19 protein-coding genes are annotated in these 24,597 nt (G+C 49.0%); 11 read left to right on the forward strand and 8 right to left on the reverse strand.

The window, feature by feature from the left end; all coding sequences use genetic code 11:
• Positions 1-45: 45 nt before the first annotated feature.
• Genes NTV65_02035 through NTV65_02050 form a run of 4 tightly spaced genes read right to left on the reverse strand, consistent with a single transcriptional unit; the run spans position 46 to position 4,744 of the window.
• The gene (locus tag NTV65_02035) at positions 46-1,527 is read right to left on the reverse strand and encodes a DUF4340 domain-containing protein (GenBank protein ID MCX6113981.1); all 1,482 of its coding nucleotides are present in this window, start codon (positions 1,525-1,527) and stop codon (positions 46-48) included.
• Positions 1,528-1,554: 27 nt separating this feature from the next.
• Positions 1,555-3,159, reverse strand: a complete 1,605-nt coding sequence (locus NTV65_02040) for a Gldg family protein (protein MCX6113982.1) — start codon at positions 3,157-3,159, stop codon at positions 1,555-1,557.
• 37 nt (positions 3,160-3,196) lie between these two features.
• A complete protein-coding gene (locus tag NTV65_02045) occupies positions 3,197-3,967 on the reverse strand; it encodes an ABC transporter permease subunit (protein ID MCX6113983.1) in 771 nt (256 codons plus the stop codon).
• Between the two features lie 30 nt (positions 3,968-3,997).
• Complete coding sequence (locus tag NTV65_02050; protein ID MCX6113984.1) at positions 3,998-4,744, reverse strand: ATP-binding cassette domain-containing protein; 747 nt, start codon at positions 4,742-4,744, stop codon at positions 3,998-4,000.
• 658 nt (positions 4,745-5,402) lie between these two features.
• On the opposite strand from NTV65_02050, the gene NTV65_02055 reads away from it, so the two are divergent.
• The 7 genes from NTV65_02055 (at position 5,403) to NTV65_02085 (ending at position 12,011) form a co-directional block, all read left to right on the forward strand.
• The gene (locus tag NTV65_02055) at positions 5,403-6,158 is read left to right on the forward strand and encodes a DUF2071 domain-containing protein (GenBank protein MCX6113985.1); all 756 of its coding nucleotides are present in this window, start codon (positions 5,403-5,405) and stop codon (positions 6,156-6,158) included.
• Between the two features lie 441 nt (positions 6,159-6,599).
• Positions 6,600-7,292 carry a DUF2490 domain-containing protein gene (locus tag NTV65_02060; protein ID MCX6113986.1) on the forward strand — a complete coding sequence of 231 codons (693 nt, stop codon included), beginning with the start codon at positions 6,600-6,602 and terminating at the stop codon, positions 7,290-7,292.
• A gap of 364 nt (positions 7,293-7,656) precedes the next feature.
• Positions 7,657-8,271, forward strand: coding sequence for a hypothetical protein (locus NTV65_02065; GenBank protein ID MCX6113987.1), 615 nt, complete (start codon positions 7,657-7,659; stop codon positions 8,269-8,271).
• Positions 8,272-8,345: 74 nt separating this feature from the next.
• On the forward strand, positions 8,346-9,023 hold the full coding sequence (locus NTV65_02070) for a DUF2490 domain-containing protein (protein MCX6113988.1): 678 nt from the start codon (positions 8,346-8,348) through the stop codon (positions 9,021-9,023).
• A 420-nt stretch (positions 9,024-9,443) separates the two neighbouring features.
• Positions 9,444-10,658 carry a DNA polymerase gene (locus NTV65_02075; GenBank protein ID MCX6113989.1) on the forward strand — a complete coding sequence of 405 codons (1,215 nt, stop codon included), beginning with the start codon at positions 9,444-9,446 and terminating at the stop codon, positions 10,656-10,658.
• Positions 10,659-10,957: 299 nt separating this feature from the next.
• Positions 10,958-11,479, forward strand: coding sequence for an adenine phosphoribosyltransferase (locus NTV65_02080; protein MCX6113990.1), 522 nt, complete (start codon positions 10,958-10,960; stop codon positions 11,477-11,479).
• Positions 11,472-12,011 (forward strand): 5'-methylthioadenosine nucleosidase, encoded by a 540-nt coding sequence (locus NTV65_02085; GenBank protein ID MCX6113991.1) that lies wholly within the window; start codon positions 11,472-11,474, stop codon positions 12,009-12,011. The genes NTV65_02080 and NTV65_02085 overlap by 8 nt, the downstream gene beginning before the upstream one ends.
• Before the next feature lie 410 nt (positions 12,012-12,421).
• On the opposite strand, the gene NTV65_02090 is transcribed toward NTV65_02085, so the two are convergent.
• A complete protein-coding gene (locus NTV65_02090) occupies positions 12,422-13,813 on the reverse strand; it encodes an FAD-dependent oxidoreductase (GenBank protein MCX6113992.1) in 1,392 nt (463 codons plus the stop codon).
• A gap of 465 nt (positions 13,814-14,278) precedes the next feature.
• Between NTV65_02090 and NTV65_02095 the strand changes: the two genes are divergently transcribed.
• The 3 genes from NTV65_02095 (at position 14,279) to NTV65_02105 (ending at position 17,723) form a co-directional block, all read left to right on the forward strand.
• Positions 14,279-15,304 carry a hypothetical protein gene (locus tag NTV65_02095; GenBank protein MCX6113993.1) on the forward strand — a complete coding sequence of 342 codons (1,026 nt, stop codon included), beginning with the start codon at positions 14,279-14,281 and terminating at the stop codon, positions 15,302-15,304.
• Between the two features lie 995 nt (positions 15,305-16,299).
• On the forward strand, positions 16,300-16,647 hold the full coding sequence (locus NTV65_02100) for a DoxX family protein (GenBank protein ID MCX6113994.1): 348 nt from the start codon (positions 16,300-16,302) through the stop codon (positions 16,645-16,647).
• 83 nt (positions 16,648-16,730) lie between these two features.
• The gene (locus NTV65_02105; protein ID MCX6113995.1) at positions 16,731-17,723 is read left to right on the forward strand and encodes a hypothetical protein; all 993 of its coding nucleotides are present in this window, start codon (positions 16,731-16,733) and stop codon (positions 17,721-17,723) included.
• A 308-nt stretch (positions 17,724-18,031) separates the two neighbouring features.
• Here the strand turns inward: NTV65_02105 and NTV65_02110 are convergent, their stop codons facing one another.
• The 3 genes from NTV65_02110 to NTV65_02120 all read right to left on the reverse strand — a co-directional run bounded on the left by NTV65_02110 (position 18,032) and on the right by NTV65_02120 (position 23,824).
• A complete protein-coding gene (locus NTV65_02110; GenBank protein ID MCX6113996.1) occupies positions 18,032-20,374 on the reverse strand; it encodes a tetratricopeptide repeat protein in 2,343 nt (780 codons plus the stop codon).
• Between the two features lie 12 nt (positions 20,375-20,386).
• Positions 20,387-21,907: a lysine--tRNA ligase gene (gene lysS, locus NTV65_02115; GenBank protein ID MCX6113997.1), complete on the reverse strand. Its 1,521-nt coding sequence runs from the start codon at positions 21,905-21,907 to the stop codon at positions 20,387-20,389.
• A 306-nt stretch (positions 21,908-22,213) separates the two neighbouring features.
• On the reverse strand, positions 22,214-23,824 hold the full coding sequence (locus tag NTV65_02120; GenBank protein MCX6113998.1) for a hypothetical protein: 1,611 nt from the start codon (positions 23,822-23,824) through the stop codon (positions 22,214-22,216).
• A 135-nt stretch (positions 23,825-23,959) separates the two neighbouring features.
• Between NTV65_02120 and NTV65_02125 the strand changes: the two genes are divergently transcribed.
• On the forward strand, positions 23,960-24,597 hold a 638-nt coding region (locus NTV65_02125; GenBank protein ID MCX6113999.1), incomplete at its 3' end, for a M42 family peptidase.

Below are 24,597 nucleotides of genomic sequence, written 5' to 3' on the forward strand. Positions count from 1 at the left end.
GCTCGGAGAAAAGGTGGGAAACCAAAAAAACAGGTATAGAACGGGCTACGGGGAGCCCTTGGTGACCGCAAGCGAGGGAATCGGTGTGGCTACAGCTATAAGAGCCTCCTCGTGCAGTACGATCCGCTTAGCTTCAATATCTGAAATAAGCACCGTAAGACCCTGCTCCCCAACCCGCGCATATCTGGCTGGGCCAGAGCTGCCCTTAGCCTCGGCTCCGACCGTCAGGGTTACGAGCTCCTTAAGATCGCCCTTCTTAGTAATGCTCAAGATAAGAAAGGGCGTTTTAAAAGCGTGCGTTGGTACCGATTCAGGGAGGGGAAATTCAACCGCTTTGAGCGCTATTATATCCTCTAGTATCTGCTCGACAAAGACCGGATCGCTTAGCTTTCCGTTAACGTCCCAATCGGTTCTGTTAACGGCGATCTCAACCTCCGGGGCGCCCCCTATGCTGCTTGATCGCACCTTTGCGATATCAGAAACAGTTAAGCTAAAAAGCCTCTGCTCCCGAAGGTCATCAACCCCCTTGGTGAGCTGCTTACCTGAGTCGCTCTCTGTTTTAAATACGGAGGGAGCTCCGGTATAGGTAAAGTAGGCACCCACTGCTGCCTCTTCATCCTTTAAAACGTTCGGGCTCTGAGCTGCAGAGATAGAAACAGTTCGATTGTTATGGGTAAGTCCATCACGGAAGGTAAGCTCGATCTGAACCTCTGGGGTATCAAGCTTATATCGTCCAAGATCGCCCTGTTGCCCATCTAGGAACTCCGCAACCTGTAGCGACCCAAGGGTCTGCAAAAGCTCCCCAACCGTTTCAGAGGAGGCGGAAAGCTCGCGCGGTTCCGTTATCTTCCACTCTCCTACCGCCGGTTGTTTTAAAGTTACGCTCCCCTGTGAGGAGCGCACAATTAGCTGCCTTACGTCAGCCACATTAAACTCAAGTGGGGTCTTAGATCGGATATCGTTACTCCCCTTATTAAGGGCGGTAAAGGAGCTCTCATCCGCCAGAAAAATTCCACTTCGTCCGGATACCTTAACGTAACGCTTGGAGAGAAAAGAATTCAGCTTTCCGAACGCTACCTCAGTTGAGCGCTCCTTGCCCCTATGAACCACCACGGTTAGCGCTGGTAGATCGAGTCCATAGACCGAAAAATTAGGTGAGAGCTGCTTCTCGTCGATCGGCCCATCGATCTTAAGATTAATCAGAGCCGTAACGAAGGAGTCTAGCTCGGTAGTATCAAGGGGTGCGCCGATAAGTTTAACAATGGTCCATGTACCGCTTAGCTTAGACTGCCCGCCCGCTGCTTGACCATCTAACCTCTTTTCGTCAACGCTGTGCGCTATCTGGAACGTTCCTAATGCGGCATTAATAGTAGAGAGATCTATGCGCTCTATCTCGCTCTGATTAAGGACAGCAAAGGCGCTTTGTGTCTTAGCCTCGCGCGCACGTGTTGGAATCGAGATCTTCGTTAGATACAACGCAGAAAGCAGCAGAATAAAGGCTAAAACGATCGTCTTTTTAATATTCATCCTACAGCCTCTATATGAATTATCACCCTATACAAGGGCGACCCTTCTTCTCCACCAAATAAAGAGACCGAAGAGAAGGAGCAGCTCTGGTCCAATAAAACTAAGTGCAAGGATAACGCTATAGGTTGCTTGCGAGAACGGTGAGCTGGAAGCGCGGATACTCTTGGGGCCTATCGCAACGCCCCCTTCCTCTCCAGCCACCCAATTTACCACGTTGAGTGCTAAATCGCGGTTTCCGTAGAGGTTAAAATTGCCGTTCTCTAGCCACGTTGTGTCACCGAAAACAACGACACGAACTTCAGGAACGAATGAGCTCTCTTTGTCTTGGGATTGCTTAGAAAGTTTTTTCTCCATTGCAACCGCTAACGATACCGGCCCCTTCAGATCCTCCGGGTCTCTAATGGCGGTGGCGCTCTTGGGATTTAAAAGATCCTCAAGGTTCCTCTCGCCCCACGATTTAGGCCCCGATTTAAGCAGCTCGGTATAGGTTACCCCTGGGGTCTTGCTACTTGAAGCAAGCACGCTTGAAGCGAACGCAAAAACCGGCGGCTCAGTCTGATTAAGCCGTCCGGTAATGAGATGCGGGCTAAAGCTCTGCGCAACGAACTGCACACCAAGTTGTGGCCCTGCAAATAGCCGTAGCTGTTCATCAAGAATCACATCACGACCAACCTCTATGCCGAACGCCTTGGCTATTATCCTGACATCGTCCGAATCACGATCCTCTGCATTAGCAAGCAGAACAAGGCGCCCCCCCTTCTGTCCGTATTCGATTAATGCTGCTCGCTCCCCCTCCTGCAGTGCTTTCTTTGGTGCTGCAAGGATAACCGCAGCGGCATCGCTGGGGACGGAACCAGTCTGAGCCAATAGCAGCCCCTCGATTACGATATGCTCATCCACCAAGCCATCTGCAAACTCCTTCATGCCCCCTTGCGCCTGGGATTGAATATTCGGCTCACCGTGACCCTGCACATAGTAGAACTTCTTGGCGGCGCCACGCGTTAGTTTAATGATCGCGTTCGTAATTGACTGCTCATCAACGGTGTTAATCCTACTAACGCCCTTACTTACACCATCACCATACTCGATGTAGAGCAGGTTACCCTGCTTCATACCAAGGCTATCCACCTCAAGCGGCCTAGCAGAGGGATCGATAATATCAAAACTAAAGAGCTTATCGTTCTGATAGTGATAGAGATTCAGGAGCGCCCTGGTCTGCTCCTTATCCTGCGACTGCGGTGCATCAATGGCGATAATTTTTATCGGCTGTGCGAGCGCAGAGACGATCTTAACCGACTTCTCAGAGAGACTATAAAGCCCCTGCTCCGTAAGGTCCCAGCGTTTGTCGTTAATCGAGACATAAACATTGACAACGATTAGCAGCCCTAAAAATACCGCAGTGTAGAGCGCAGCGTTATAACCAAAGCGGGCACGACGCCCCGAGATAACCGCGCTAGCTTCTGATATGTTTGCTAGGCCCGATGTCACACCCCACGCCAAAAGGCATAAAGTTCCCAAAACAAGGTGCAAAACGATTAGCGGCTGCTCAAGAAATGAGCCGACTATAACAGCACCGAGAACTCCAAAGAGCAGCAAGACTGTACCGACATAACCAAAAAAACGTAGCACCATCTCCATAGCTATTCCTGATCTCTTAAAAACATCCGAACTATCGCCACCTATGGGCATCTAAGGCCCGCTGCGATAAGAACAATCCCAGTACTATCATACTAACAAAGTAGGTAATGGATCTGAGCGTCACAACGCCCTGCACAAACCCCTGCATCTGATCGATCGGTGAGAGATAGCGCAAGATCTCAGCACCCACTCCGCCAAGCGACTCGGCCGGAGCCTGAATAACGTACAGAAGAAGGAGAGTTACCATACTGCTAACGCCAGCCACGATCTGATTCTCGGTAAATGATGAGACAGCCATCCCGATACTGGCAAAACCAAGGGTGCAGAGCAGAACCCCCACGAACCCAGATATAATCGGCGCAACCTCAGGACTACCGTAAATAATCAGCAGCAATGGAAAGATCGCAGAGATACCGAGCATCACAAATATAATAACAGCGAGACCTAGAAACTTACCGAGCACTATCTCTGATACAGAGAGCGGCGAGGTGAGCAACAGCTCAAATGTACCGCGCCGTTTCTCCTCTGCCACGATGCGCATAGTAAGCAGCGGCACAAGAAAGACCAGTATTACGATCATCGTCTGATAGACCCCCTCAATTACCGTCTGGTTTAGGTTCGGAAGCTGCCCGCCCCGCATCGCAATAACCTGAGACATCTGTTGCATACGCAAAAAAATCGAGAAGTAATTAAAGAAGAAGTACCCAACCAATAGCGTAAAGCCGGTAATAACGAAGTAGGCTATCGGTGAGACGAAAAACGAGAGCAGCTCACGTTTACAGATTGCGATTATATTTCGCATAGCTATCTTTATCCCTAAGTTTAGTCCGATCTAAGCACCCTGATTGATGCACGAGGCGGCATCAACCACCTCATCTGTACTTACACTTTCAAGAAATATCTGTTCGAGACTCTTATCGCCGGTTAGATCGGCTATAAGGCTTTCGAACACTATCCGACCTCGATTAACTATCACCACCTTGTTACATACCATAGAAACCTCAGGCAGGATGTGGGTGCTCAGGAGTACGGTACGATCCTGCCCAAGGGATTTAATAAGCTGTCGTATCTCTATGATCTGCTTCGGATCCAAGCCACTTGTTGGCTCATCAAGGATGATAACCTCGGGCTCATGGATAATCGCCTGCGCCAGCCCAACCCGTTGACGATAGCCACGCGAGAGGTGCTGACAGAGCTTGTTACGCACATCGGTGATAAAGCAGCGCTCCATAACATTAGCTATCTGGCTCTTAAGTTGCGCTCTGGGAACACCCTTTATCTCCCCAACAAAGCGCAGGTATTCACCTACCGTCATCTCTCCATAGAGTGGGGGGTTCTCAGGCAGATATCCGATCCTTCGTCTAACCTGACAAGCTTCGGTAAGAACATCAAAGCCAGCGACCGTAGCGGTGCCTGAAGAGGGCGGCATATATGTTGATAACATCCTAATGGTGGTTGTTTTTCCGGCACCGTTAGGCCCTAAAAATCCAACGATCTGCCCCTTAGTAGCGGTAAAACTGACCTGATCAACCGCTTTATAATCACCATAATTTTTGGAAAGTTTTTTAACTTCAATCATCTTCGCAACTATTCACCCCAGTATAAACTTGTAGCTGTTTAAGCGGATTTGGCCCCTCGGTTGTCCCCCGGAAACACCCTTTCTTGACGACCTCTAATCGGGCACGCTCATTTTAGGGTGAATAGTTGCCCCATCTTTTAGGCCCTCTACAAGGTAGTGGGTTATTAAAGGTAGCTTACGCTATACTGGGGCCGCCGAGTAGTGTGGTATTGTAATGCGTCACCGGTAAATAGAATTTAAGTAGCAGTCTGATACTTGGTTATTAAGCGCCTGGCTAATCTTTTATTAACCACAAATGGAAAGATTTTTGCCTCATACCTTATCGTACAGGCCTAACAATCTAAACTATGGCATTACCAATCTGCCCTTACCAACCAGTGTTTGTCTAGCCTATTTCTTTGAATACATTGCTTACGCGATTAGGTTACCAAGACCCTAGACGAATATCTCACCTGCATGCGGTTGCGTGCGGTCACTCAAGTCTTCAACCTTCGTGAACATTCGTGCAGCTCAGTGTAGGGACGGGCTCCGGTGATCACTTAGTAACTTTTAATTCGTAGCCCCGACGAAGGATTAAGAACTTACTTATCTATGTATTAATTTCACACTGGGCACTAATTCATACTGGCGGGATTATTTGGATCTTGTACGGTAACGAATGATACCAACACCCGAACAGCGCCTCGCAGTGCGAGTGGCACCACATAAATTTCCTGTCATGCTGCAGCGTTGGGCAGGATTGTTATTTCTTCATTGGCCAGTCGACCCGGCGCTGATTGCCGCTCGATTGCCCGCGGGCCTTTACGTAGATACGTTTGACGGAAAAGCGTGGCTGGGTTTGGTGCCGTTTTTCATGGAACGGGTCCGTCCCGCAGGTCTCCCTGCGCTGCCGTGGCTCTCGTGGTTTCACGAACTCAACGTGCGTACTTATGTCCACGACGAAATGGGTAACCCTGGAGTTTGGTTTTTCTCCCTAGAGTGTAACCAACCGATTGCCGTGGAGATCGCTAGACGAGGGTTTCACTTGCCTTATCAGCATGCCAGCATGCGAAGCACGAAATCCTCGGGGCGCATCGACTTCAGCAGCCAAAGAAAATTACCTGGAACGGCTTGTTCGAAATTTGAATACGCCTCTCCAAAAATTACCAGACCCGCAGAAATTGGTTCGCTCAATTGGTTTCTAGTCGAACGTTATCTGTTGTTTTCCTCTCGTCCTTCGGGTCAAATTTTTTGCGGGCAAGTTCATCACCTACCTTATCAAATTTCACCTGCCGATTGCAGTCATTGGTCGACCGAACCACTACGACTCGATGGTTTCTTTGAGCCGACCGAGGCCCCTGCCTCCATGCTTGTCGCTGCCCCGGTCGACGTTAAAATTTTCTCTCTAAAGCCCCTGCGCTCGGCTTCCATTTGATATTGTAACCACTGCTTGGATAGGGATGACTGGGTGGCGCGTGACCATCTGCAGATCATTGGTATAGATCTTTGGTACAGGGTTATCTCTGGTCCTTCAACCGCGCAACATCGTTTTGACAATCTCTCCGACCTGCAGGGATGGTGTATCTATTGCTCCTTTTTTGGCGACCTACCCCCCTATTCCCTCCCTCACCCTGCACCAGAACCTCGCTAGAAGTGCGGCGGTCGCTAGCAAGCCCTACAAAATGCTCACAGGAACACTCTGCACATCGAAGCAAATACTTACCAATAGTGAATCGATCTTCCTGTCCTTAAACGTACTCGCAAATTTTCAATCAAACTCGCCCAATCTACAGGTTACATGTTTATATATCGAATTAATGGAGGTAAAGTCCCTCCACTGCTCTGGCCTACGGGGTGCTTATAATAAGAATTTGTTATGAAAAAAATACTCGCTTCACTCCTCGCTGCCGTGCTCCTGTGGAACGGCGATGCCCAAGCAGATTCTACCCCTACTGACTTTCAAGGGTGGTTTCAGTTCCAGTCGTATATCTCTCTCGATGATGAAAAAAAATATCAATTGTTTCTCGAAACGCAGCCTCGTTTAGGAGATGATTGGAGCCGCGCCTCCACAGTGCAGAATCGTGTTGGCTTAAACTACAACTGGACGAAGGCGTTTAGTTCGATGTTAGGGTATGCGTGGACACCTAATTTCTACAACTCTCATTATCATAGTGCCTATATCGATGAGCAACGAATCTTCCAGCAGGTTGTATACAAACACGACCTCTTCGGAGTGAAGTGGGCGCATCGCCTTCGCCAAGAGCAGCGATTCATTACTGGAGCTGGAAGTATTTCTAATAGAACTCGTTACCAACTTCGCGGTAGTTATAGTCTCTCTCAAGACGGTAACTTTGGTCTTACTGGATACGACGAGTTAATGGTGAATCTTAACGACTCTAATCCGGGACCAACTAGCGGATACGACCGAGACCGAATCTTCTTAGGACCATACTGGGTGGTTAATGGACATCGATACGAGGTCGGCTACCTTGGCGAGCACCTTAAACGATTCGGCAGTGACGAGCGTTGGGCTAACGTAATTCTCTTCTCCGCGACCTTTAATTTCTAACATCTGGAGGCCTCTCACGTGGGCCTCTCTGTAGATCATTGGTACGGGAGTACCTCTGGTCCATCAACCGCGCAACATCGCTTTGACACTCTCTCCGACCTGCGGGGATGGTGTATCTATTGCTCCTTTTTTGGCGACTTACCCCCTATTCCCTCACCCAACCTGCACCAGAACCTCGCTAGAAGTGCGGCGGTCGCTAGCAAGCCCTACAAAATACTCACGGGAACACTCTGCACATCGAAGCAAATACTTACCAATAGTGAATCGATCTTTCTGTCCTTTATCCTTTATACGGTGCCTCTTAAAAGGGTCCTACCAAAAAACTCTCATCCGATCCTGGCTCTCCCATATGATGTAGAGTAACGTGCTTAAGCCTGGCGAGCACCGAGATCTCCGCGCCGCCCTATACTTTTGCCTAAACAGTCGAATTTATCGGATCTCCCGTATGTATGCCTTTTCGATAGTCTTGGGGTTGTTAATCTCTATAGGGTGTTTAGCCTGCCATTCCTCCCAGGCAATAGCGTACCAAGAACGTGACATCCCACCGGAACAGGCCTCACAACCTATTCGCTCCTTCGTTCAGGCTCACTATGCCAATCAGCAAGCAACGTATTCTCTCCAAGAAGGACCAGATGGCACGTTTATTGAGGTAGAGTTTAACGATAGTAAAAATTCGACGCTCCGCTTTACCCCTGTAGGTCAACTCGTGGAGATAGAGGAGCATATTTTATTCGAAACATTAGATACTTCCCTGCAGACAGCTATACGGAATTACATCTCCAGTAACTTCACATCCGCCAAGATCTACTCAACCGAAATAGCTACTATCTTTAAAAGCGCTACTCCTACTAAACGCATCGAAATAAAGCTAACAGCTGCTAACGGAAAAACCGGATATTACCAACTTCTGTTTTCTCAACTCGGAGTATTACTAGAGGCGACTGACATTCCTCTCACTGAGATAGAGACGCTCTTTTAAAGAAAAAAGGGGGGGCTGTGCGTCATGTACTTCCTATAATTCAAGCCTTTCTGACTGCTCTCGTTCTGATGTGCATGACACAGTTCGAAGCTCACTGTGATGACTATACGCTCTACGGCGTTCTACCTTTTGTTTCGAAAACGGGAAAGGTTACCGATACCTTCGATTACAACCTTTTCGCCTCAACAACATACAATTTTAGGAACACAACTTTCAAAGGACGAGACATTCCCGAACGAGATACACAGCTCTATATCCAGCCAAGTTTGATCTACAAATATTCACCGGACCTCAACCTGGCTTTAGGATACGTCTTCCAACGAAACAATCCCTTCTCTTCAGAATACTCGAACGAAAACAGACTTTGGCAGCAGATTCTTGGAGCTCACGACCTTAAAGGGGGGCGAATGACTCATAGGGTGAGATACGAGGAGCGCTTCATTCACAATACAAAAACAGGAGGAGACCCTCTGAGTACTCGCGTTCGATACCAGCTTGGCTACTCGATCCCCTTAGAGGGGAAGGAGCTTGATCCCGGTGAGTTTTATCTAAACAGCTTCAATGAGTTTTATTTCAGCTTAACGGGACAAAAGAACGCAACGTATAGCGAAAACTGGACCTATGTAGGAATCGGCTATCTGATACCTGGCGTGGGAAAGATTGAAATGGGCCCACTGTATCAAACCGTGGTTGTTGATAAGGAGGGTGACAGACGAGACTATGTGCTATGGCAATTAGGGTTTACATTTTAGTAGACGTGAACGATCGATAACACACCTGAAGACCCGCGCACATTAGAGCGCTAACACAAAAACAGCCCGAAGTTGCTCGATGTCCACCACAACGTCCCCGCTCAACTCTATGACTCGTTCGATCCGCCGGTAGATGAGTTCTAAAGTCGTCTCCTTTTTCGACCTGCGGGGATGGTGTATCTATTACTCCTTTTTTGGCGACTTACCCCCTATTCCCTCACCCAACCTGCACCAGAACCACGCTAAAAGTGCTGCGGTCGCTAGCAAGCCCTACAAAATACTCACGGGAAACACTCTGCGCATCGAAGCAAGTACTTACGGAAAATCTACATAATTTTATTCATACCTACTATTCTAGTATATTTCTATATGTAATAATAATAAAATAAGCACTACTTCTTATTTTAAACTATCAGTAATATGACATTGCGCTGGCTTTTTCTGGATCTAAATTCCTACTTTGCATCTGTTGAACAGGCCATAAACCCTGCGCTGCGAGGCAAACCTGTTGCTGTGGTTCCAATGATTGCGGAAACAACCTGCTGCATTGCTGCGAGTTATCCTGCTAAAAAATTTGGGGTAAAAACTGGAACCTCTGTCCGCGATGCTCGCTCTCTTTGCCCCGACATTATCTTTGTTAAAGCAGACCACCGCAAATATACTGCCTACCATAGAAGGATAGTTGCAACAGTTGAAAAACACCTACCAATCAATAAAGTTATGTCGATTGATGAGATGGCATGCGAATTGATCGGACGCGAGCAGAATGAAGACTTTGTGCGCACTAAAGCGCGCCAGATAAAAGACGCTATCTACCGCGATGTTAGTCCGGCACTTACCTGTTCTATAGGAGTTGCCCCCAACAGATATCTGGCTAAAGTCGCCTGTGACATGCAGAAGCCTGATGGCCTAACTATACTCCATCTGCATGAATTGCAAGAGAAGCTCGCAGAACTGATTCCTCGTGATTTCTCTGGAATTGGTGCACGCATGGAAGCTCGTTTTAATAAACTTGACTGCTTGACCGCTAAAAAAATGTATGAATTCTCAATTGAAGAAATGAGGGACATCTGGGGCGGTGTACTCGGAGAAAGATTCTGGCACCTGATTAGGGGTGAAAATCTAGAGGAAGAAAAGACAACTCGTGGAACGATTAGCCACTCTAAGGTACTTTCTCCTGACAAACGTTCTATGACTGATGCCTGGCCAGTAGCTGTGCGACTATTAAGCAAAGCGTGCATGAGACTTCGTGATGAAGAGTTTTACACAAAAGAGCTTTGGCTCTCGATCAAATTTATGGTACGCCAAAAAAACATGAGCTACTGGGATGGTCATGTGCGTGTTAATGAGACTCAAGACAGCATTTTACTGACTAAAGAACTTGAACAGATCTGGCTACACATCCCGCCGCTAAAAATCCTGCGTGTTGGCGTTATTCTCTCCAAGCTTGTACCTTCTACAAAACATCAATTCTCACTTTTTGAGGATTCGAAACGAGCTGCTCTTATGAGCACCCTCGACAGGATTAACAAAAGGTACCGTAGCAATACTCTGTATGTTGGAAGTTCTCAGCCCGAGAAGGATCTATCAGCCTCTTCGATTGCTTTTCAGCGAATCCCTTCTGAATATGAGTAGGTACGCTCTGTTAAGGTCCGCTTTCTTTGAACACACAGTCTTAAATCAGTAGCATCGGCTGTTCCTCAGCCCGGCAGGTAGATGAGTTCTAAGGTCCTTACCCTCAGACCTGCAGGGGTGGACTATATTATTGCTCCTTTTTTGGGACTTAAACCCTATTCCCTCATCCAACCTGCACCAGAACAACGCTTAAAGTGTGGCGGTTGTGACCAAGCCCTACAAAATACTCACGGGAAACACTCTACACATCGAAGCAAATACTTGCCAAAAGTGAATCAATCTTCCTATCCTTAAATCCTATGAATTTAAAAGAATATATCCCTGTCGTGCCCAACTGGCCAAAGCCTGGCGTTAATTTTTTAGATATCAGTGGTATCACTATTAATCCGTTAGCCATGTCATACTGTGTTCAAAGGTTGGTAAAATGTATTACCGATAACGATATCACCAGTATCGTAGCAGTTGACAGCCGTGGGTTTTTGTTTGCGGGAGCTGCTGGCATACAATCAGCAACACCGGTTGTGTTAGCAAGGAAGAAAGGGAAACTTCCGGGAGAGAGTTACAGCCACACCTATGCTACTGAATACAGCACAGACACTGTAGAGTTGCAGAAAAATTCAGTGCTGGGCGCACGTCCCTTGATCATAGATGATCTATTGGCAACTGGAGGAACTATCCTCGCTGTGAATTATTTGATTAAACAAAACTTCACAGTTGAATCAGTGTTTGCGGCTGTGGTTATAAACTTGAAGTTTCTTCCTGGAGAGAAACAGTTGGCCGATCACTCAATACTGCTAACATCAATTGTTAATTATGAATGATATTATTTTTATAGCACTACAAGAAGAAGCTCCAGCATTTGCTGCATATAAAAATGTCGTATTCACGGGTGTTGGAAAAGTAAATGCGTCCGCTATAGCCGCAGAAACTATTGAACGGTATCAACCCAAGCGTGTGTTTAATTTTGGCACAGCAGGTGGGATCACTGTTGGTACTGGATTGTATCGTGTAGGAAAGTTTGTCCAACGTGACATGCAGTGTTTGAAACTAGGTGCCCAACCTGGAGAAACACCATATGAAGCAACTGGAGTTGTACTTGATCTGTCTGAGGGATTGACTTGTAGTACAGGTGATAACTTTATCACAGATCCTAATTTAGAAATACCCGCAGACCTTGTTGACATGGAGGCGTATGCAATTGCTAAGATTTGCAGTAGGCGCCAAATAGAATTTCATTGTTACAAGTTTGTTAGTGATAGTGCTAATGAACATGCTTATCGTGATTGGCATGAAATGATTTCAAGTGGACAACAACACTATATAAATAAACTAAGAGAATTTCAGACTCTTTAGATCATTGTTAGATGATTGGTACGGGGTCACGGCCATTAAGTTAAGGAGTTCCTCACCGATAAGTGTGGGTACATTAGATGGAAAACCCCTGCGCGCGAACGTGCGCCGCTTCCCGTTACCTGTTCCCACTCCGATACCGGTGAACCCTTAAAAACCAGCTTTGACAGTATGGCCGCCGTATGGAGGTGGCGGCGCGGCGCAACTGGTTCATAATATCGCTGTTTCCGTTCGGGAGGAGGCGATTAACACTAATAACCTGATTCAGGAATTCCACCGACTTTTTGTAGACTTAGAGCTTTTCATGATAAAACATATCTTCTATTAATCGGTTCTTTTCTAAATCTGTTCTGGAGTAAGTATAAATACCAGCACTACTTCATGAGAACTCATCCGCGTTCTGCTCGAGTTTTTTACGAAAGGCTCTTCACGACCAGGTTCGCTTCGCGAATACCAGACAGGTACGCACCGTGCACCGTTCCCGGATATCTGCGGTGAGTCGCTTCACCAGCAAAGAAGACTCGATTATCGATCGGTCGCGCGAGCGTATCGTAGTATTCGGTTTTTGCGCCCACCGAAATATAGGAATAAGACCCATAGCTATAAGGATCTGAACTCCACCGCGTCTGCATGACAGCCTCGGGCTCGGGAACCGAACTTCCAAAGATCTTTCGGAATGAAGCCATCGAGGCCGCGCTGATAGTCGAGAGATCGAGTTGCTCGAACCGTCGAGCCTGAGCGCCTGCCGTAAACCCAAATAAGATCGGCACCCCTAAAGCTTGATCTAATGTGTAGTATTCCGGAATCTGAGTTGACGATTTAGCTCCAACGTTTCCGATGAATCCAATGCTGTCCTCGCGCGTCTGCCAAAAAGCGCTCGGAAACTTGAAGTACGTCTTGTCGAGCACTCCCATCCTAAGCTTTGCGAGAGCGTTTACTTTTGCCGTTGGTAGACCGGGAGAAAACTCTATGTCTTCACGTTTCAGAACACCGAGAGGAAGGGTTATGATCGCCCTATCGGCGTCAAAGACTCCGGACTCCGTGGTAACGCGAACGCCGGATGAAGACCAGGATATGCCTCTTACCAACTGATTGAAGCGAATATCAAGCCCCTGAGCGAGCCCATCAATAAGGCTTATATAGCCCGGTTTCAGAAGGAGGTCAGAACCACTGAACGCCTCATCTTGATCGAAGTACTTCAGTGACATCTGATTGAGATCCGCTCCAAACTCTATCCCAATCTCGGATCTGACTAAAAAGTTTACCATATCGCCAATTGCTAGCCCTCGACGTTGTCGAATTCGTTTGATGAGAGGGCTACTGACACTTCCTATAGATCTATCCTGACTAAGCCCCTCTTGAATCGCCAACATCCGCTTTAAAGCGGCATTGTATTCGCGCTCCGCTTGATTCATAACCGCCGTCGAAACGGCGCCCCCTGCTGCATTGACGTACAGATCTTCCCCTTGATCTATATCGTACGTTGCCGCTCCGAATTGACTTGCGAGAGCTACGAGCGGATTACCTTTTGTGCCATGAATAAATGATGCGCCGAGATCGACCGGTGCTCCGAGTGACGTATCCGTACGAATACGCCCTCCGGCGACGTCACGAGCCTCTAACACCGTCACAGAGCACCCCACATCAGCAAGCGTTCGCGCTGCTGAGATACCAGCCATGCCGGCACCAAGTACCAGCACACGCTCTCCCTGTGCAAAGGACTTTACAGTCGAGCCCAGCCGAGCGAGAAGAAGGATAGATCCAGCGGAACGAAGAAAGTGCCGCCGACTAAAGCCTGAATTCATTTTCCCTCTTAAAATATCGGGACGAAAGCGTTTTTTTACTCTATATAGCAGTAGCACCAATTACCATAGTAACGAAAGGCCTAGGAAGGTATCATACCCATGAGATTCTCAACCCTATTACTCCTAACTCTTAGCACTCTCACTGCCACAACGTTGTGCCAGGCGGCGGAACAGAATTGTACTCAAAACCGCCTCGATGGGACGAAGCCTCCGTCGACCCAATTCATGGTATACCCAGCGCAAGCTGTCGTTCCATTCTATCAGTGGCAAAGCAACAACGGATACTGCGGAGAGGTATCCATGATCCAAGCAGGATTAAACCACGGACAGTGGATGTCTCAGTTTAACGCTCGTCTAATTTGCGGAACGGGCCTGTCACAATCCGGACCTCGCGGATGGTGTAAATCACACGATAATCAGCCCCACCACAATGCCCAACTGTTATTGGAAACTCCAGGAACAGGCGTGACCGGTACGTATGAGTACGCTAACGCGCCGAGGTGTTTAGCCAACGCGAGATTAGCAGGAACCACGTACCCTTACCTAACCGGTTTTAAGACCGCAAATATCGGAATTGCGGGCTATCAAGACTACCTATCATGGATAAAAAGTGAGGTTATAGCGGGCCATCAGGTCACCATAGGAGTTCTGGTTCAAGGAGCAGACGATCCTCAGTATGATCATATCGTTTCAGTAACTGCGATTGGAACTAACCACTCCCCGTTAGACAGCTCTTATTACGGGGATGATGTTTTGTATTTTGACGACCACGGTTTGTACAACCTTGACGGGGATACGCCTGCCGACGTAAATCCAGCGATCCCCCTGGGCGCTGGTCGCGACAATACCCGTTGTACCCCTTATATTTTTGGGTATGCGTTCGACTCGCTCTCTGGCACCCGCGAAGAAGCCAATCTAAATTCAGCTCAAGCGTATTCAATTATAGTCCCAGGGGTCTTTCCAACGGATACTATTAACGGAGGAGATGGTGAGGATAGTTATGTTACCATCTCTGGGCACAACTACGGGTTCTCCGTGTCCGGCGCGATCGATAACTCCAGTGGAGGCCCCTACCTCGTGCCCATTAAGATAACGATCCCGAAAGCTACCTACACAAACGGTAAAGCCAATCCTAAGGACCCAAAGGCTGGATGGCAGTACGAAAACAGCATGATCGGCTCCGCCCAAGACGGCTCAAGCTGCACGAATACGGCGCCAAAATACTCCATGAAGCCCTTTACCCTCCAAGCCACACTAAGTGGGCTAACGACCGGCGTAGTGTATAACTTGTACGAATATACTTTTAGCGGCATTAAAGGCACGGGAACTGCGTCAGCTTTGGCTGTACCTACCGATAATTTCAACCAAAACGCATTGATGGCAACGAGAAAAACTCAATTCACGGCAACAAAGTCAACGTATGTACACAGAGTGAACAGAGCATCAAAGCAGATCGTAGTTTTCAGAGCCGTGCCCGCAACCGCTCCGTAAATAGTGCTAACTGCGGGGTCCTCAATTGTGCGTTCTTCTCCTGCAAACTTCGACACCAACTTTAATAGTGGCTAACGTCCACTACGGTCTGCGCGCAGTATTAGGTTACAGGGAGGTCGCTCGCCTAATGCTGCTCAATATTCCGAAGCCACTCTCTCGGACCTGCTGCTGTGATGTATCTATCGCTCTTTTTTTGGGCGAATTACATCCCACTCCCTCACCAAACAAGCACCATAATTAGGCTAGAAGTGCGGCGGCCGCGACCAAGCTCTACAAAATCCTCACGGGAACCACTCTGCACCTCTAAGCAAATACTTACCAAATGTGAATCGACCTTCCTATCCTTTTGCTAGGGTCTGGTTTGGGTGGTGTTTGAATTGGATTAGGATTCAGAAATAAGGACCAAGTGAAAAAGGGAGTAGCATCACTCTTTTAGTAAATTTCATCTTTTTTGAAACTATCTCTGAGAGGTCACGAGGCCCCATGTTACAAGCACCGAGACGAGCAAAAATAATACCGCCGGAAGTGTTTGTAAAAACGAATCTCTAATGCGAATCCGCACGAATATGCCGCAAATCATTAGTAATGAGAGTCCAGCAGCGGAAAAAATCCCTAACCATGGGAACCACTGCCCACAAACGAGCCCTAACGCCCCAAGCACCTCTAACGACCCTGTAATGTATCGCAAGTGGGGGACTCCCCATCGCTTAAACTCATGCTCCATAGCCTCCGCGAACAGACAAACGCTTCCATATCCGAGGAATGAGACAATGAGTACGAAAGTCAGTAGATCGATTGAGGGCATGTTTGACGGTCCTTAGTGTATGGATTGTCAATCGACTTGAGATGACAGTCTCGAGACCCGAGTGATGTGTCCGCAGGCCACTACTGCTCTGAGGCTAAGATGCCTTATTGTCAACCGCAAGAGAGACGTTTAGAATCTCTCTTATGGACCTATCTTAACCTGATAGCGCCAGTAATAGTATAGGCACTACATGAATACCATTATTTTAGCGTTAAAGATTCTCATCGCGGCCTCAATCTTTTTTGTGTGGGTTGTGCGCTACAAAAACATCATCAAAGAGTTTGAGGAGTATGGTCTTCCAGCGTGGCTACGAGATCTCACGGGGATTCTAAAGCTAACGTTCGCGGCAATGCTCTTGTTTGGAGAGCAGGATCTACACATTCCTGTTCTGGGGGCTCTTGGAATCGCTGTTCTCATGGGTTGTGCTCAGATCGTTCATATCCGAGCTGGGACACGAGTGTTTCGGCGGGTACCCTCGCTAGTGCTTTTGCTCCTCTCTGGAGTGATCGCTTATTATAGCCTTGTCAGCTTTGGATGATAAAAAAGCGCCTCACATTAGCGGCTCAGTTCAAAGGGATATGGTGCTCGCCATAAGGAATATCTCTACGTTAAACCTCTCCTATGTTGACTGATAGCAACAAATTTCAGGAAGGGCAGAAAGGAGCACATGGCTGGCCTAGTGATGAGTCAGTATTTAACCGGGCCTGCCTCGGGCCGCCTCGAATCGCGGAGCTACATCTCGAGCTCAGCGCTCTATTGAGCTTAGAAACTATTGATGTGACGCAGGAAGCTGCGGCAATAACCCTTGCGTGGTCTATTCTTCGACATTGCGGCTTGCCAACCTTTGGCGACATTCGAACAAAGCGCGCCGAGGATTTTAATAATGTGATTCCCCTCGAAATTCGAGAAGCTGTATCATTGTCACTTGAGACGGTCGGATGGATGGCATACGCACCAAAGCCTGAAGAATTTGACCGCGCTGCTCAACTGTTTGTGAGAGCGGTGGCTCTCTCTCCACTCGATCTCGCACGATTGGAAAAATTTGCCATAATTGCCGGACAGATTAAGCCCGACCAAATTATGAATTTGCGGCACGACCCGGTGAAGCAAGAGCAAACCGCTATTGGATTCGCAATTCAAGCGACCAAACATATCGAGTATGCCCTCGAGAAAGAATTCGGTATTACGAGGGAGGTCCTGAATGAGACTAGTGGAGAATCGATCGATCGGCTTATTTCGGTATCCGACAAAGAGGTGCGTCCCTATCTGACTCGAATATTACGACATTTGTCGCATCTTCACGGATTACAAGCATACTTTTTTGAAAATGGAGTACACGCGAGTAAAGCGATAGGGGCAGGTTGCTCAGCGCTTCAGATGGCAGGACTTCCTCGGGGAGTCGCTGAGTGTGTGCATACCCTGCGAGACGCCCTGCAAGATCACAATCCCTCTGAGCTTTTAGGTGAAGAGCTTCCCCTTGTTATCTCTATCCTTGACTCGATTTCCAAAGGTTTTCATGTGAAATGGAGGCTGTTTAACAACCAGTCTGCCGGTCGTCGGTCAGAGGAACTTGACAAGCTTTGTCAAATTTTAGAGGCGAAATCTTTGGAGTGATATAGCGTAGTCACTGGCGAGTAGGAGGATGTTTTAAACAAAGTAAAGTTCCTTCACCTTACAGTGCGATTTGGTGCGAGTTGGTGCGAGTTGGTCCTCCTCAGTTGAAAGCGTGGAGCCTTGTTGATCGGAGCGTACTTAAAATTCCTACGAGTCTTTTGAGCAACTTTGCGGCCATACTGTCAAAGCTAGTTTTTAAGGGTTATCCGGTATCAGAGCGGGAGCAGGTAAAGGGAAGCGGCGCACGTTACCGCGCAGGGGTTTTCCATCTAATGTACCCACACTTATCGGTGAGGAAACGTTTATCCTCAGGTGAATAGTTGCGTATTTCTAATCAAAGCACCGACCACCCCCTCTAATTCGGCATCAGAGAACTCTTTTAGGGAGGGCACCAGGGCTATGAGAGCATCCTTTACCTGATCGGCGTGCAGATATCTGCCAGATCTGATCCCCTCCTGCGCCGCAATGGCAGCAACACCGAAGGCGCCACTACCTAGCCGCGCGCTAAAGTCCGCGGCAGTGGCTAAGTAAACACGTCGCTGTATCTTAGAAACCGGAAAGATCCTACCGAGCCCAACATGATAGAGCGATATTCCCTCGGGCTGATTGTGGCTACACCAGGTCATCTCGACCACCCCAGACATGACCTCCCCCATTAGCATCGCAGCTCCTAGGATAAAGCGATCGACATCATCTCCAACCACCGTCTCCATCCCCGGTTTGACCGTTCCGCCTGGGTCAAAACATGCATCTATAATCCTATCAAGCTCTTCAAAATCAGCTAGAGTTCCTCGCAATACTGCTCCCATCTCGCTCAGCTTACGGCGACCAGCTGCTGCCTCTATTTTAAACTCCGCAACCTGTTCAGCAGTTGCCGTAACCCACCACTGTGGTAAAGCCGCAGCGTTCAATAGATCCTTGGCGCTCTGCAGCTCAGTAACGATCGACTCAAGTGCTGAGAAGTTATCTCCACTCGCCCCAAGCAATATTCTATCGTGCATAAAAGCCTCGATCGGAAGCCTCGTGGAGTTATGAGAGAATGTAATTGCTGCCTGCTTATGGAAGGGCGCTGTCCATGTTCCAGCACCAGCATCAACAACTATCTGCGCTAGGTAGAGCGCTAGTACCCGCGCAACGGTTGCGTTATCAATCTGCCCCAAAGCCGCCCATGCACCTTGCGTAGGAAAATCCCCTGCTGGCGCAAATCTATTGATAAAATCATCAAGTATAGCGAAGTCCTCGATCGTACCAAACAACGGAAGCTTCCATGACTCAACTACTGCGCGTGCTGCATTAACAGCAGCCTCAGGTGCCTCGCTCCATAGATCCTTAACGCAAAGATCGCCCCCCTCTTGCTCTACACTCTGTCGCTCTATACCGAGTTCCACTGGGCTAGTTTTTAAACTTTTTTGAAGATGAGCTTCGATCTCCGTGCGTAATGGCTGTGAGGCTGCTGGAGCTAACTCTGTAAGGATCAAGAGCTCCTCATTAGCATCCACGATCTTATTTGACGCGCAGAGTACCCGTACCAAAGCATCCCTAGCAGAGAATCTATCGCGTTGAAAAAGCGATTGTCTAAGTGAGGTCTCTGCTGCCTCGAGCGCCCCTAAGCGCCCCAGCACGGTACCGGCATGAAAAGAGGCCTCTGCCGAGCCGAAGCTGCCCTTTTTAGCTGTTATTTCAAAGTTTTTTAGGGCCTCCCGCAACCCATCTTCATCGCCACTGGGGTAGGCAACCCCGCGGTACGCCACACCGCGCACAAGGTACGATTCAGGATAGTTTGCGTCCTTCTGAATAGCCAAGCTTGCCGCATCTATAGCCCTGCCAAAATCCCCACTTCCGTTATAGGAGCGCGCTAGCTCGCAGGCCGCCATGGCACCGACCTCCTCATTAAAGCTCAGGGTATGAAGGATCGTGCGTGCCTCATTTAGCTGCTTAAGCAGCATACGATAACGTGCAGAGAGGAGTAGCGCGTGCGGCGAGGCCCCACCCCGATCCGGATACTGCTCATAAGCCGCAAGGGTCTGCTCTGGGAGACCAAAAAAACTGAGGCTCATTAATTCTACGAACCAGGCCCTCTCAATATCGCCGACCCCCTGCTCACGCACCTTACGAGCGAGATAATAGGCCTCAAACAGCGCACCATTTTTAAGGGCACGCTCGGCCCGTGCTAGAGGATCGCTGATGCGCTTCTTGCCAAGCGAGAGTGAGCCGATAAACACCGGAATCTCAGCACGAGAGATCTCTACGGCCCCCCCTACTAGATCGTCTGGTAATGAGTAATCCATGCCAGTCTGCAGTACGGAGAGCCCCTCCACAGTAGCGCTTGGATTGATTACGACGCTTGAGATCTCCTGAATATGAAAGAAGATGCGCTCAAGCGCTATCGACATAGGAAGGGCAGACATCTCAAGGGGGGCTGAATATGAGGGCTCAGATGAAAATGCAATAATTCTACGCTCCATTCTCTGATCTGGCGCACGCTCGGGAACCCAGAGGTCATCAATAGCGCGGAGTCCAAGGGAGTCAAATGCGCCCCACCTGCGCCCGATTGCATATGGGGCAGTCGGCTTTACAAGCAGGATCATGGCGGGTGCTTCCAGCACCCCTAAGGCCTCAAGCTCACTTATGCTCCTTGCGTCCTCCACCATGACCTCTCTTTGTTATTCAGGTCTCATAAGTGGGAAGAGGATTACGTCGCGCAGATTCTCCTGCCCAGTTAGCAGTGCCAGCACCCTATCAACTCCCAGGCCCCAGCCGCTAATGGGCGGCATGCCGTGCTCCATAGCGATCAGATACGCCTCATCAACCTCCATCGCCTCTTCGTCCCCTGCGCTCTTTGCCAGCGACTGCTGAACGAAACGCTCACGCTGGTCGAGCGGATCAACTAGCTCTGAGTAGGCCTTTACGATCTCCCAACCGTTCACAACGAGCTGAAACTGATCGACGAAACTTTGATTCTGATCGCTAACTCGCGCTAGCGGTTGTAAGATCTTTGGATAGTTAAACAGGATCGTTGGTTGGATAATCTTAGGTCGTGAAACCTTCTTGTAGAGGTTATCAATCAGGGTCGTCAGACCCATTATCTTCATCCCCTCGAACTCAATACCACGGCTACGGATCGCGCTCCGTAGCTCATCGGCAGAGGTGAACGACATAATATCTAGACCGGAGTCTTTATTGATCAGATCAACGTAGTTTACCCTCGGCCAAGGGGTGCTCCAATCAACCTCATGCTCATTACCATCGCGATCCTTAAGCATCATTCGCCGCGATAAGTTAAGACGCGTAAAGAGATAGTCAAACATCCGTTCGGTAAAGCGAATATTATCCTCAAAGTTCCAATACGCTGCGTAGTGTTCAAGATGGGTATGCTCAGGTAGGTGTGATGGATCATGCCCCTCATTTCTAAAGACCTTGCCCATCTCAAATACCTTCTCGAACCCCCCTACAACTAGCTCCTTAAGGGGCAGCTCGTGCGAGATCCGCAGAACTAGATCTATATCAAGCGCGTTGTTATGGGTGCGGTATGGACGCGCGGCGGCCCCCGTTGCCTGATGCATGAGGGTCGAGGTTTCAGCCTCAACAAACCCCTCCTGCCAGTAGAACTCGCGCAGGCCCCGTAAAAAATCGGCACGGAGCGCAAAGCGGGCGCGGGTCTCCTCATTAGCCATCAGATCAAGGTAGCGCTGACGGTAGAGCAGCTCGCGATCCTTTACGCCATGAAACTTATCCGGGGGTGGAAGAAGCGCTTTTCCAAGAAAGGTCCACTCCTTAACTAGAATAGATTTCTCGCCGGTCTTGGTGGTGAAGATCGTACCATCCACTCCAACGAAGTCTCCGAGATCGTGATTCTTTGTTATCAGCTTATAGAGCTCCTCTCCTAGTGTGTCCTTCTTAAAGATCACCTGCATCCTGCCGCTGAAATCCTGTATGTGCGCAAAGGTGATGCTCCCCATCTGCCTGAAGAGTACGATTCGACCAGCAGAGCAGAGCACTTCGTTCTCGCCCATCTCCCTAGCCTGCTTAAGATCGGTTGTTTTATCGAACCTGGCTGGGTATGGATGCACACCGGCTACCTTAAAGGCTTCAAGCTTGGCTAGTCTATTAGCTCGCTCTGCAACCCTATCTATAACTATCTTTGCTGTGGTTTGCGGTGTTGTCTGAGGTTCTTCTGCTGACATGCTGCTGCTCTATACTCTCTAGAATCTATGTACACTTACTGCGGTCGTCTAAGCAGGATAGCGCAAAAAGCACCGTGTCGCATAGCGAGCTTCTGTAACTATTCACCCCAGTATAAGCTTGTCGCTGGTGAAACGGATTTGGTCCCGCAGTTACCACCTAGAAACATCCTTTCTTGATGTCCCCTGATCGGGGACGCTCATTTTAGGGTGAATAGTTATTGCTCCCACCCCAGTTTGCTCCGCAAACTCGCCCCTTGATAGGGGCTAACACGCACGGATCTGTCCGGGTGAATAGTTGCGAACTTCTTAGCGTAGCGCCACTCTTTCAGTAGCGCCAAGGATAGCCTTGCGAATTCTAAAAGCCTCAGACATCTCGGCGACCGCCCAGTTGAGTGGGGTATGGGGAGATGGAAAGATAAGCTCCTTACCCTTTGGACCAAGATCAGAGATCCAACATTCCGGCATTCTAAGGGGTGGTAGTGCAATTACCCGTAGAGCCCCCTTAGAATCCTGTTCGATAGAGACCTCCCCCTTTCCTGTCAGAAGCGCTAGCCCCTGCTTAAAGAAGCGGTTGTGCAGCACACGATAGCGGGATACCCGTGTTGCTAGGTAACGCTCGCCCGCCCAAGCGGCGAGTTGCCAGACAAAGTGCGTCCAAGCAGCCTTGCGACCCCTTGGAACTACCCTACCTCGGCCAACGAAGTGGCTACTGGCATCACCCGAGGGCGCCCCATACAGCTCCTGAAGCTTTGAAACCGTACTGTACCTAAAAAATCCTCTGCGTTGGTACGAATCATTTTGATAGCGCGCAATTCCTCCAGAGCTCGCGTCCTCTAGGGTAAGGACGGCGCGCAGAAGCTGCGCCTCAATCTGCAGGGCCCACTTACTATCTCGGCCGCTCCGAGAGGCTAGGAAATTAGGGTAATCAAGTTGCAGTAGATAGATCAGGGCTCCATCGGCTCTCCGATATCGCGCATCGCTAGGCTTATACTGGGGCGATTCATGCGGCAGGTCTGAGATCATCTCCTTAATGACCCTACCCTCCATAAAGGTTACGGCTTCAAGCAGGGATAGCGCAGCATAGCGGCGGTCAAGATATGCGCGCTGCTTTAGAAACTCACGCCTAATAAATGAAAAGCCCCTCCGTATTGAGAGCTCGGCGAGTTTAACGATTAATCTGTGCTCCCATGCTCTGACGGAGCTTCGAACGGCAGGGATCTCCTCCCACGAGCCGCTATTCTCGCTTTTCCAGAATTTAATCTGCGCAAGAAAGGGGATAATAAGCCCAAGAAAACGGCGCTGTTTTGCGCTTAACTCACTCAGCGATATACGCCCCTGCTCAATTGCTTCAAGCACATGCCAAGCCAAGATCTGCCAGGCGTCCTGCTTATGCGCCCAGCCCTCAATCTGTGCCGCGTTCAGATTGTTTGAAACAGCGGCAAAGATATAGGGCCAATTGGCGGCCTCCGTTCTAAAGGCCTCCGATTGCGACCTAACTATCCCCTCAAAACGCTTTAACTGGCTAACGGAAGAGATAAAGGTAAGTGCCGAGAAAAGCACTCTCTTACCTTGCATTGCTATCTTTTGATTACTACTGCTTAGGAGCCGTGCTCCGATAATGGCGTTATCCCTGACCCAGTAATGCGTGCCCATCGGCCACATATCGGTGCTTGCCGCGCGCGCTATGGTAAGGGTGGTGCGCTCCCCATCAAGATCTTGCCAGTTATGCCGTTCACACCGGATCTTAAAGGTGCCGGCTTTATCTAACGTTGCGGTCAGCTTCCTAAGCTCCCTGGGGCTCTCTATCGTGAGCGCTAAGGTATCTACCTTAAGCGCCGTTTTTGAGACTCTTTTTGAAAGCTCTATTATAAGCAGTCGGTCCAACTCCTTAAGCTTTTTTGGGGAAATATAATTCATATACGATAGCACCCGATTATGCGCCGAAAAACTGCTGCGCTGCATCTAAATACCGTAAGACATCCGGTGCAAACTAGAGACGCAAACGGGGTCTGGTGATTCATCCTACTTTACCTTACGATTCAGACAAGGCCCATGGACTCAAAAGACTTTCTCCACCAACTACTCCTTACTCCCTCCCCCTCCGGTTTTGAACAACCTGTTCAGAGGATAGTACGGGAGCGTATGAAGCGTTATGCGGATTCAATTGAAACCGATCTACATGGGAACGTTATAGTTGCCCTTAATCCCAAAGCTGAGCGCAAGATAATGTTGGCTGGGCACTGCGATCAGATCGGATTAATGGTGCGCCATATCTCAACTGAGGGCTACATCTATGTCTCTGCCCTGGGGGGTGTCGACATCGGGGTGTTGTACGGGGCGCGCATAACCATCCACTCCGAAAAGGGTCCAGTCGATGGCATAGTTGGCAGAAAGCCGATTCATTCTCAGACCACTGAGGAGCGCGAGCGCCAGAAGAACGACATGGAGAAGATCTGGATCGATATCGGCGCAAAGAATAGAAAGGAGGCCGAAAAGAAGGTTTCAATCGGAGATTGCGCTACATTTCAACTCGCCATCCTTGAGCTTGGGAACGGCCTAATCTGTGCCCCAGGTCTAGATGATAAGGTCGGATTGTTCGTTGCAATGGAGACCCTACGGGTATGCTCATCAAAGAAGCTCTCTGTCGGCCTCTATGCGGTCAGTACCGTACAGGAGGAGGTTGGGTTACG

This window comes from Pseudomonadota bacterium (genome assembly GCA_026390555.1).
Classification (GTDB): domain Bacteria; phylum Bdellovibrionota_C; class UBA2361; order UBA2361; family OMII01; genus OMII01.

Excerpts from the sequence above, each read along its gene's own strand:
- NTV65_02035 (MCX6113981.1), bottom strand. The coding sequence starts at position 1,527 with ATGAATATTAAAAAGACGATCGTTTTAGCCTTTATTCTGCTGCTTTCT.
- NTV65_02040 (MCX6113982.1), bottom strand. The coding sequence starts at position 3,159 with ATGGTGCTACGTTTTTTTGGTTATGTCGGTACAGTCTTGCTGCTCTTT.
- NTV65_02045 (MCX6113983.1), bottom strand. The coding sequence starts at position 3,967 with ATGCGAAATATAATCGCAATCTGTAAACGTGAGCTGCTCTCGTTTTTC.
- NTV65_02050 (MCX6113984.1), bottom strand. The coding sequence starts at position 4,744 with ATGATTGAAGTTAAAAAACTTTCCAAAAATTATGGTGATTATAAAGCG.
- NTV65_02055 (MCX6113985.1), top strand. The coding sequence starts at position 5,403 with ATGATACCAACACCCGAACAGCGCCTCGCAGTGCGAGTGGCACCACAT.
- NTV65_02060 (MCX6113986.1), top strand. The coding sequence starts at position 6,600 with ATGAAAAAAATACTCGCTTCACTCCTCGCTGCCGTGCTCCTGTGGAAC.
- NTV65_02070 (MCX6113988.1), top strand. The coding sequence starts at position 8,346 with ATGACACAGTTCGAAGCTCACTGTGATGACTATACGCTCTACGGCGTT.
- NTV65_02075 (MCX6113989.1), top strand. The coding sequence starts at position 9,444 with ATGACATTGCGCTGGCTTTTTCTGGATCTAAATTCCTACTTTGCATCT.
- NTV65_02080 (MCX6113990.1), top strand. The coding sequence starts at position 10,958 with ATGAATTTAAAAGAATATATCCCTGTCGTGCCCAACTGGCCAAAGCCT.
- NTV65_02085 (MCX6113991.1), top strand. The coding sequence starts at position 11,472 with ATGAATGATATTATTTTTATAGCACTACAAGAAGAAGCTCCAGCATTT.
- NTV65_02090 (MCX6113992.1), bottom strand. The coding sequence starts at position 13,813 with ATGAATTCAGGCTTTAGTCGGCGGCACTTTCTTCGTTCCGCTGGATCT.
- NTV65_02100 (MCX6113994.1), top strand. The coding sequence starts at position 16,300 with ATGAATACCATTATTTTAGCGTTAAAGATTCTCATCGCGGCCTCAATC.
- NTV65_02105 (MCX6113995.1), top strand. The coding sequence starts at position 16,731 with ATGTTGACTGATAGCAACAAATTTCAGGAAGGGCAGAAAGGAGCACAT.
- NTV65_02110 (MCX6113996.1), bottom strand. The coding sequence starts at position 20,374 with ATGGTGGAGGACGCAAGGAGCATAAGTGAGCTTGAGGCCTTAGGGGTG.
- lysS (MCX6113997.1), bottom strand. The coding sequence starts at position 21,907 with ATGTCAGCAGAAGAACCTCAGACAACACCGCAAACCACAGCAAAGATA.
- NTV65_02120 (MCX6113998.1), bottom strand. The coding sequence starts at position 23,824 with ATGAATTATATTTCCCCAAAAAAGCTTAAGGAGTTGGACCGACTGCTT.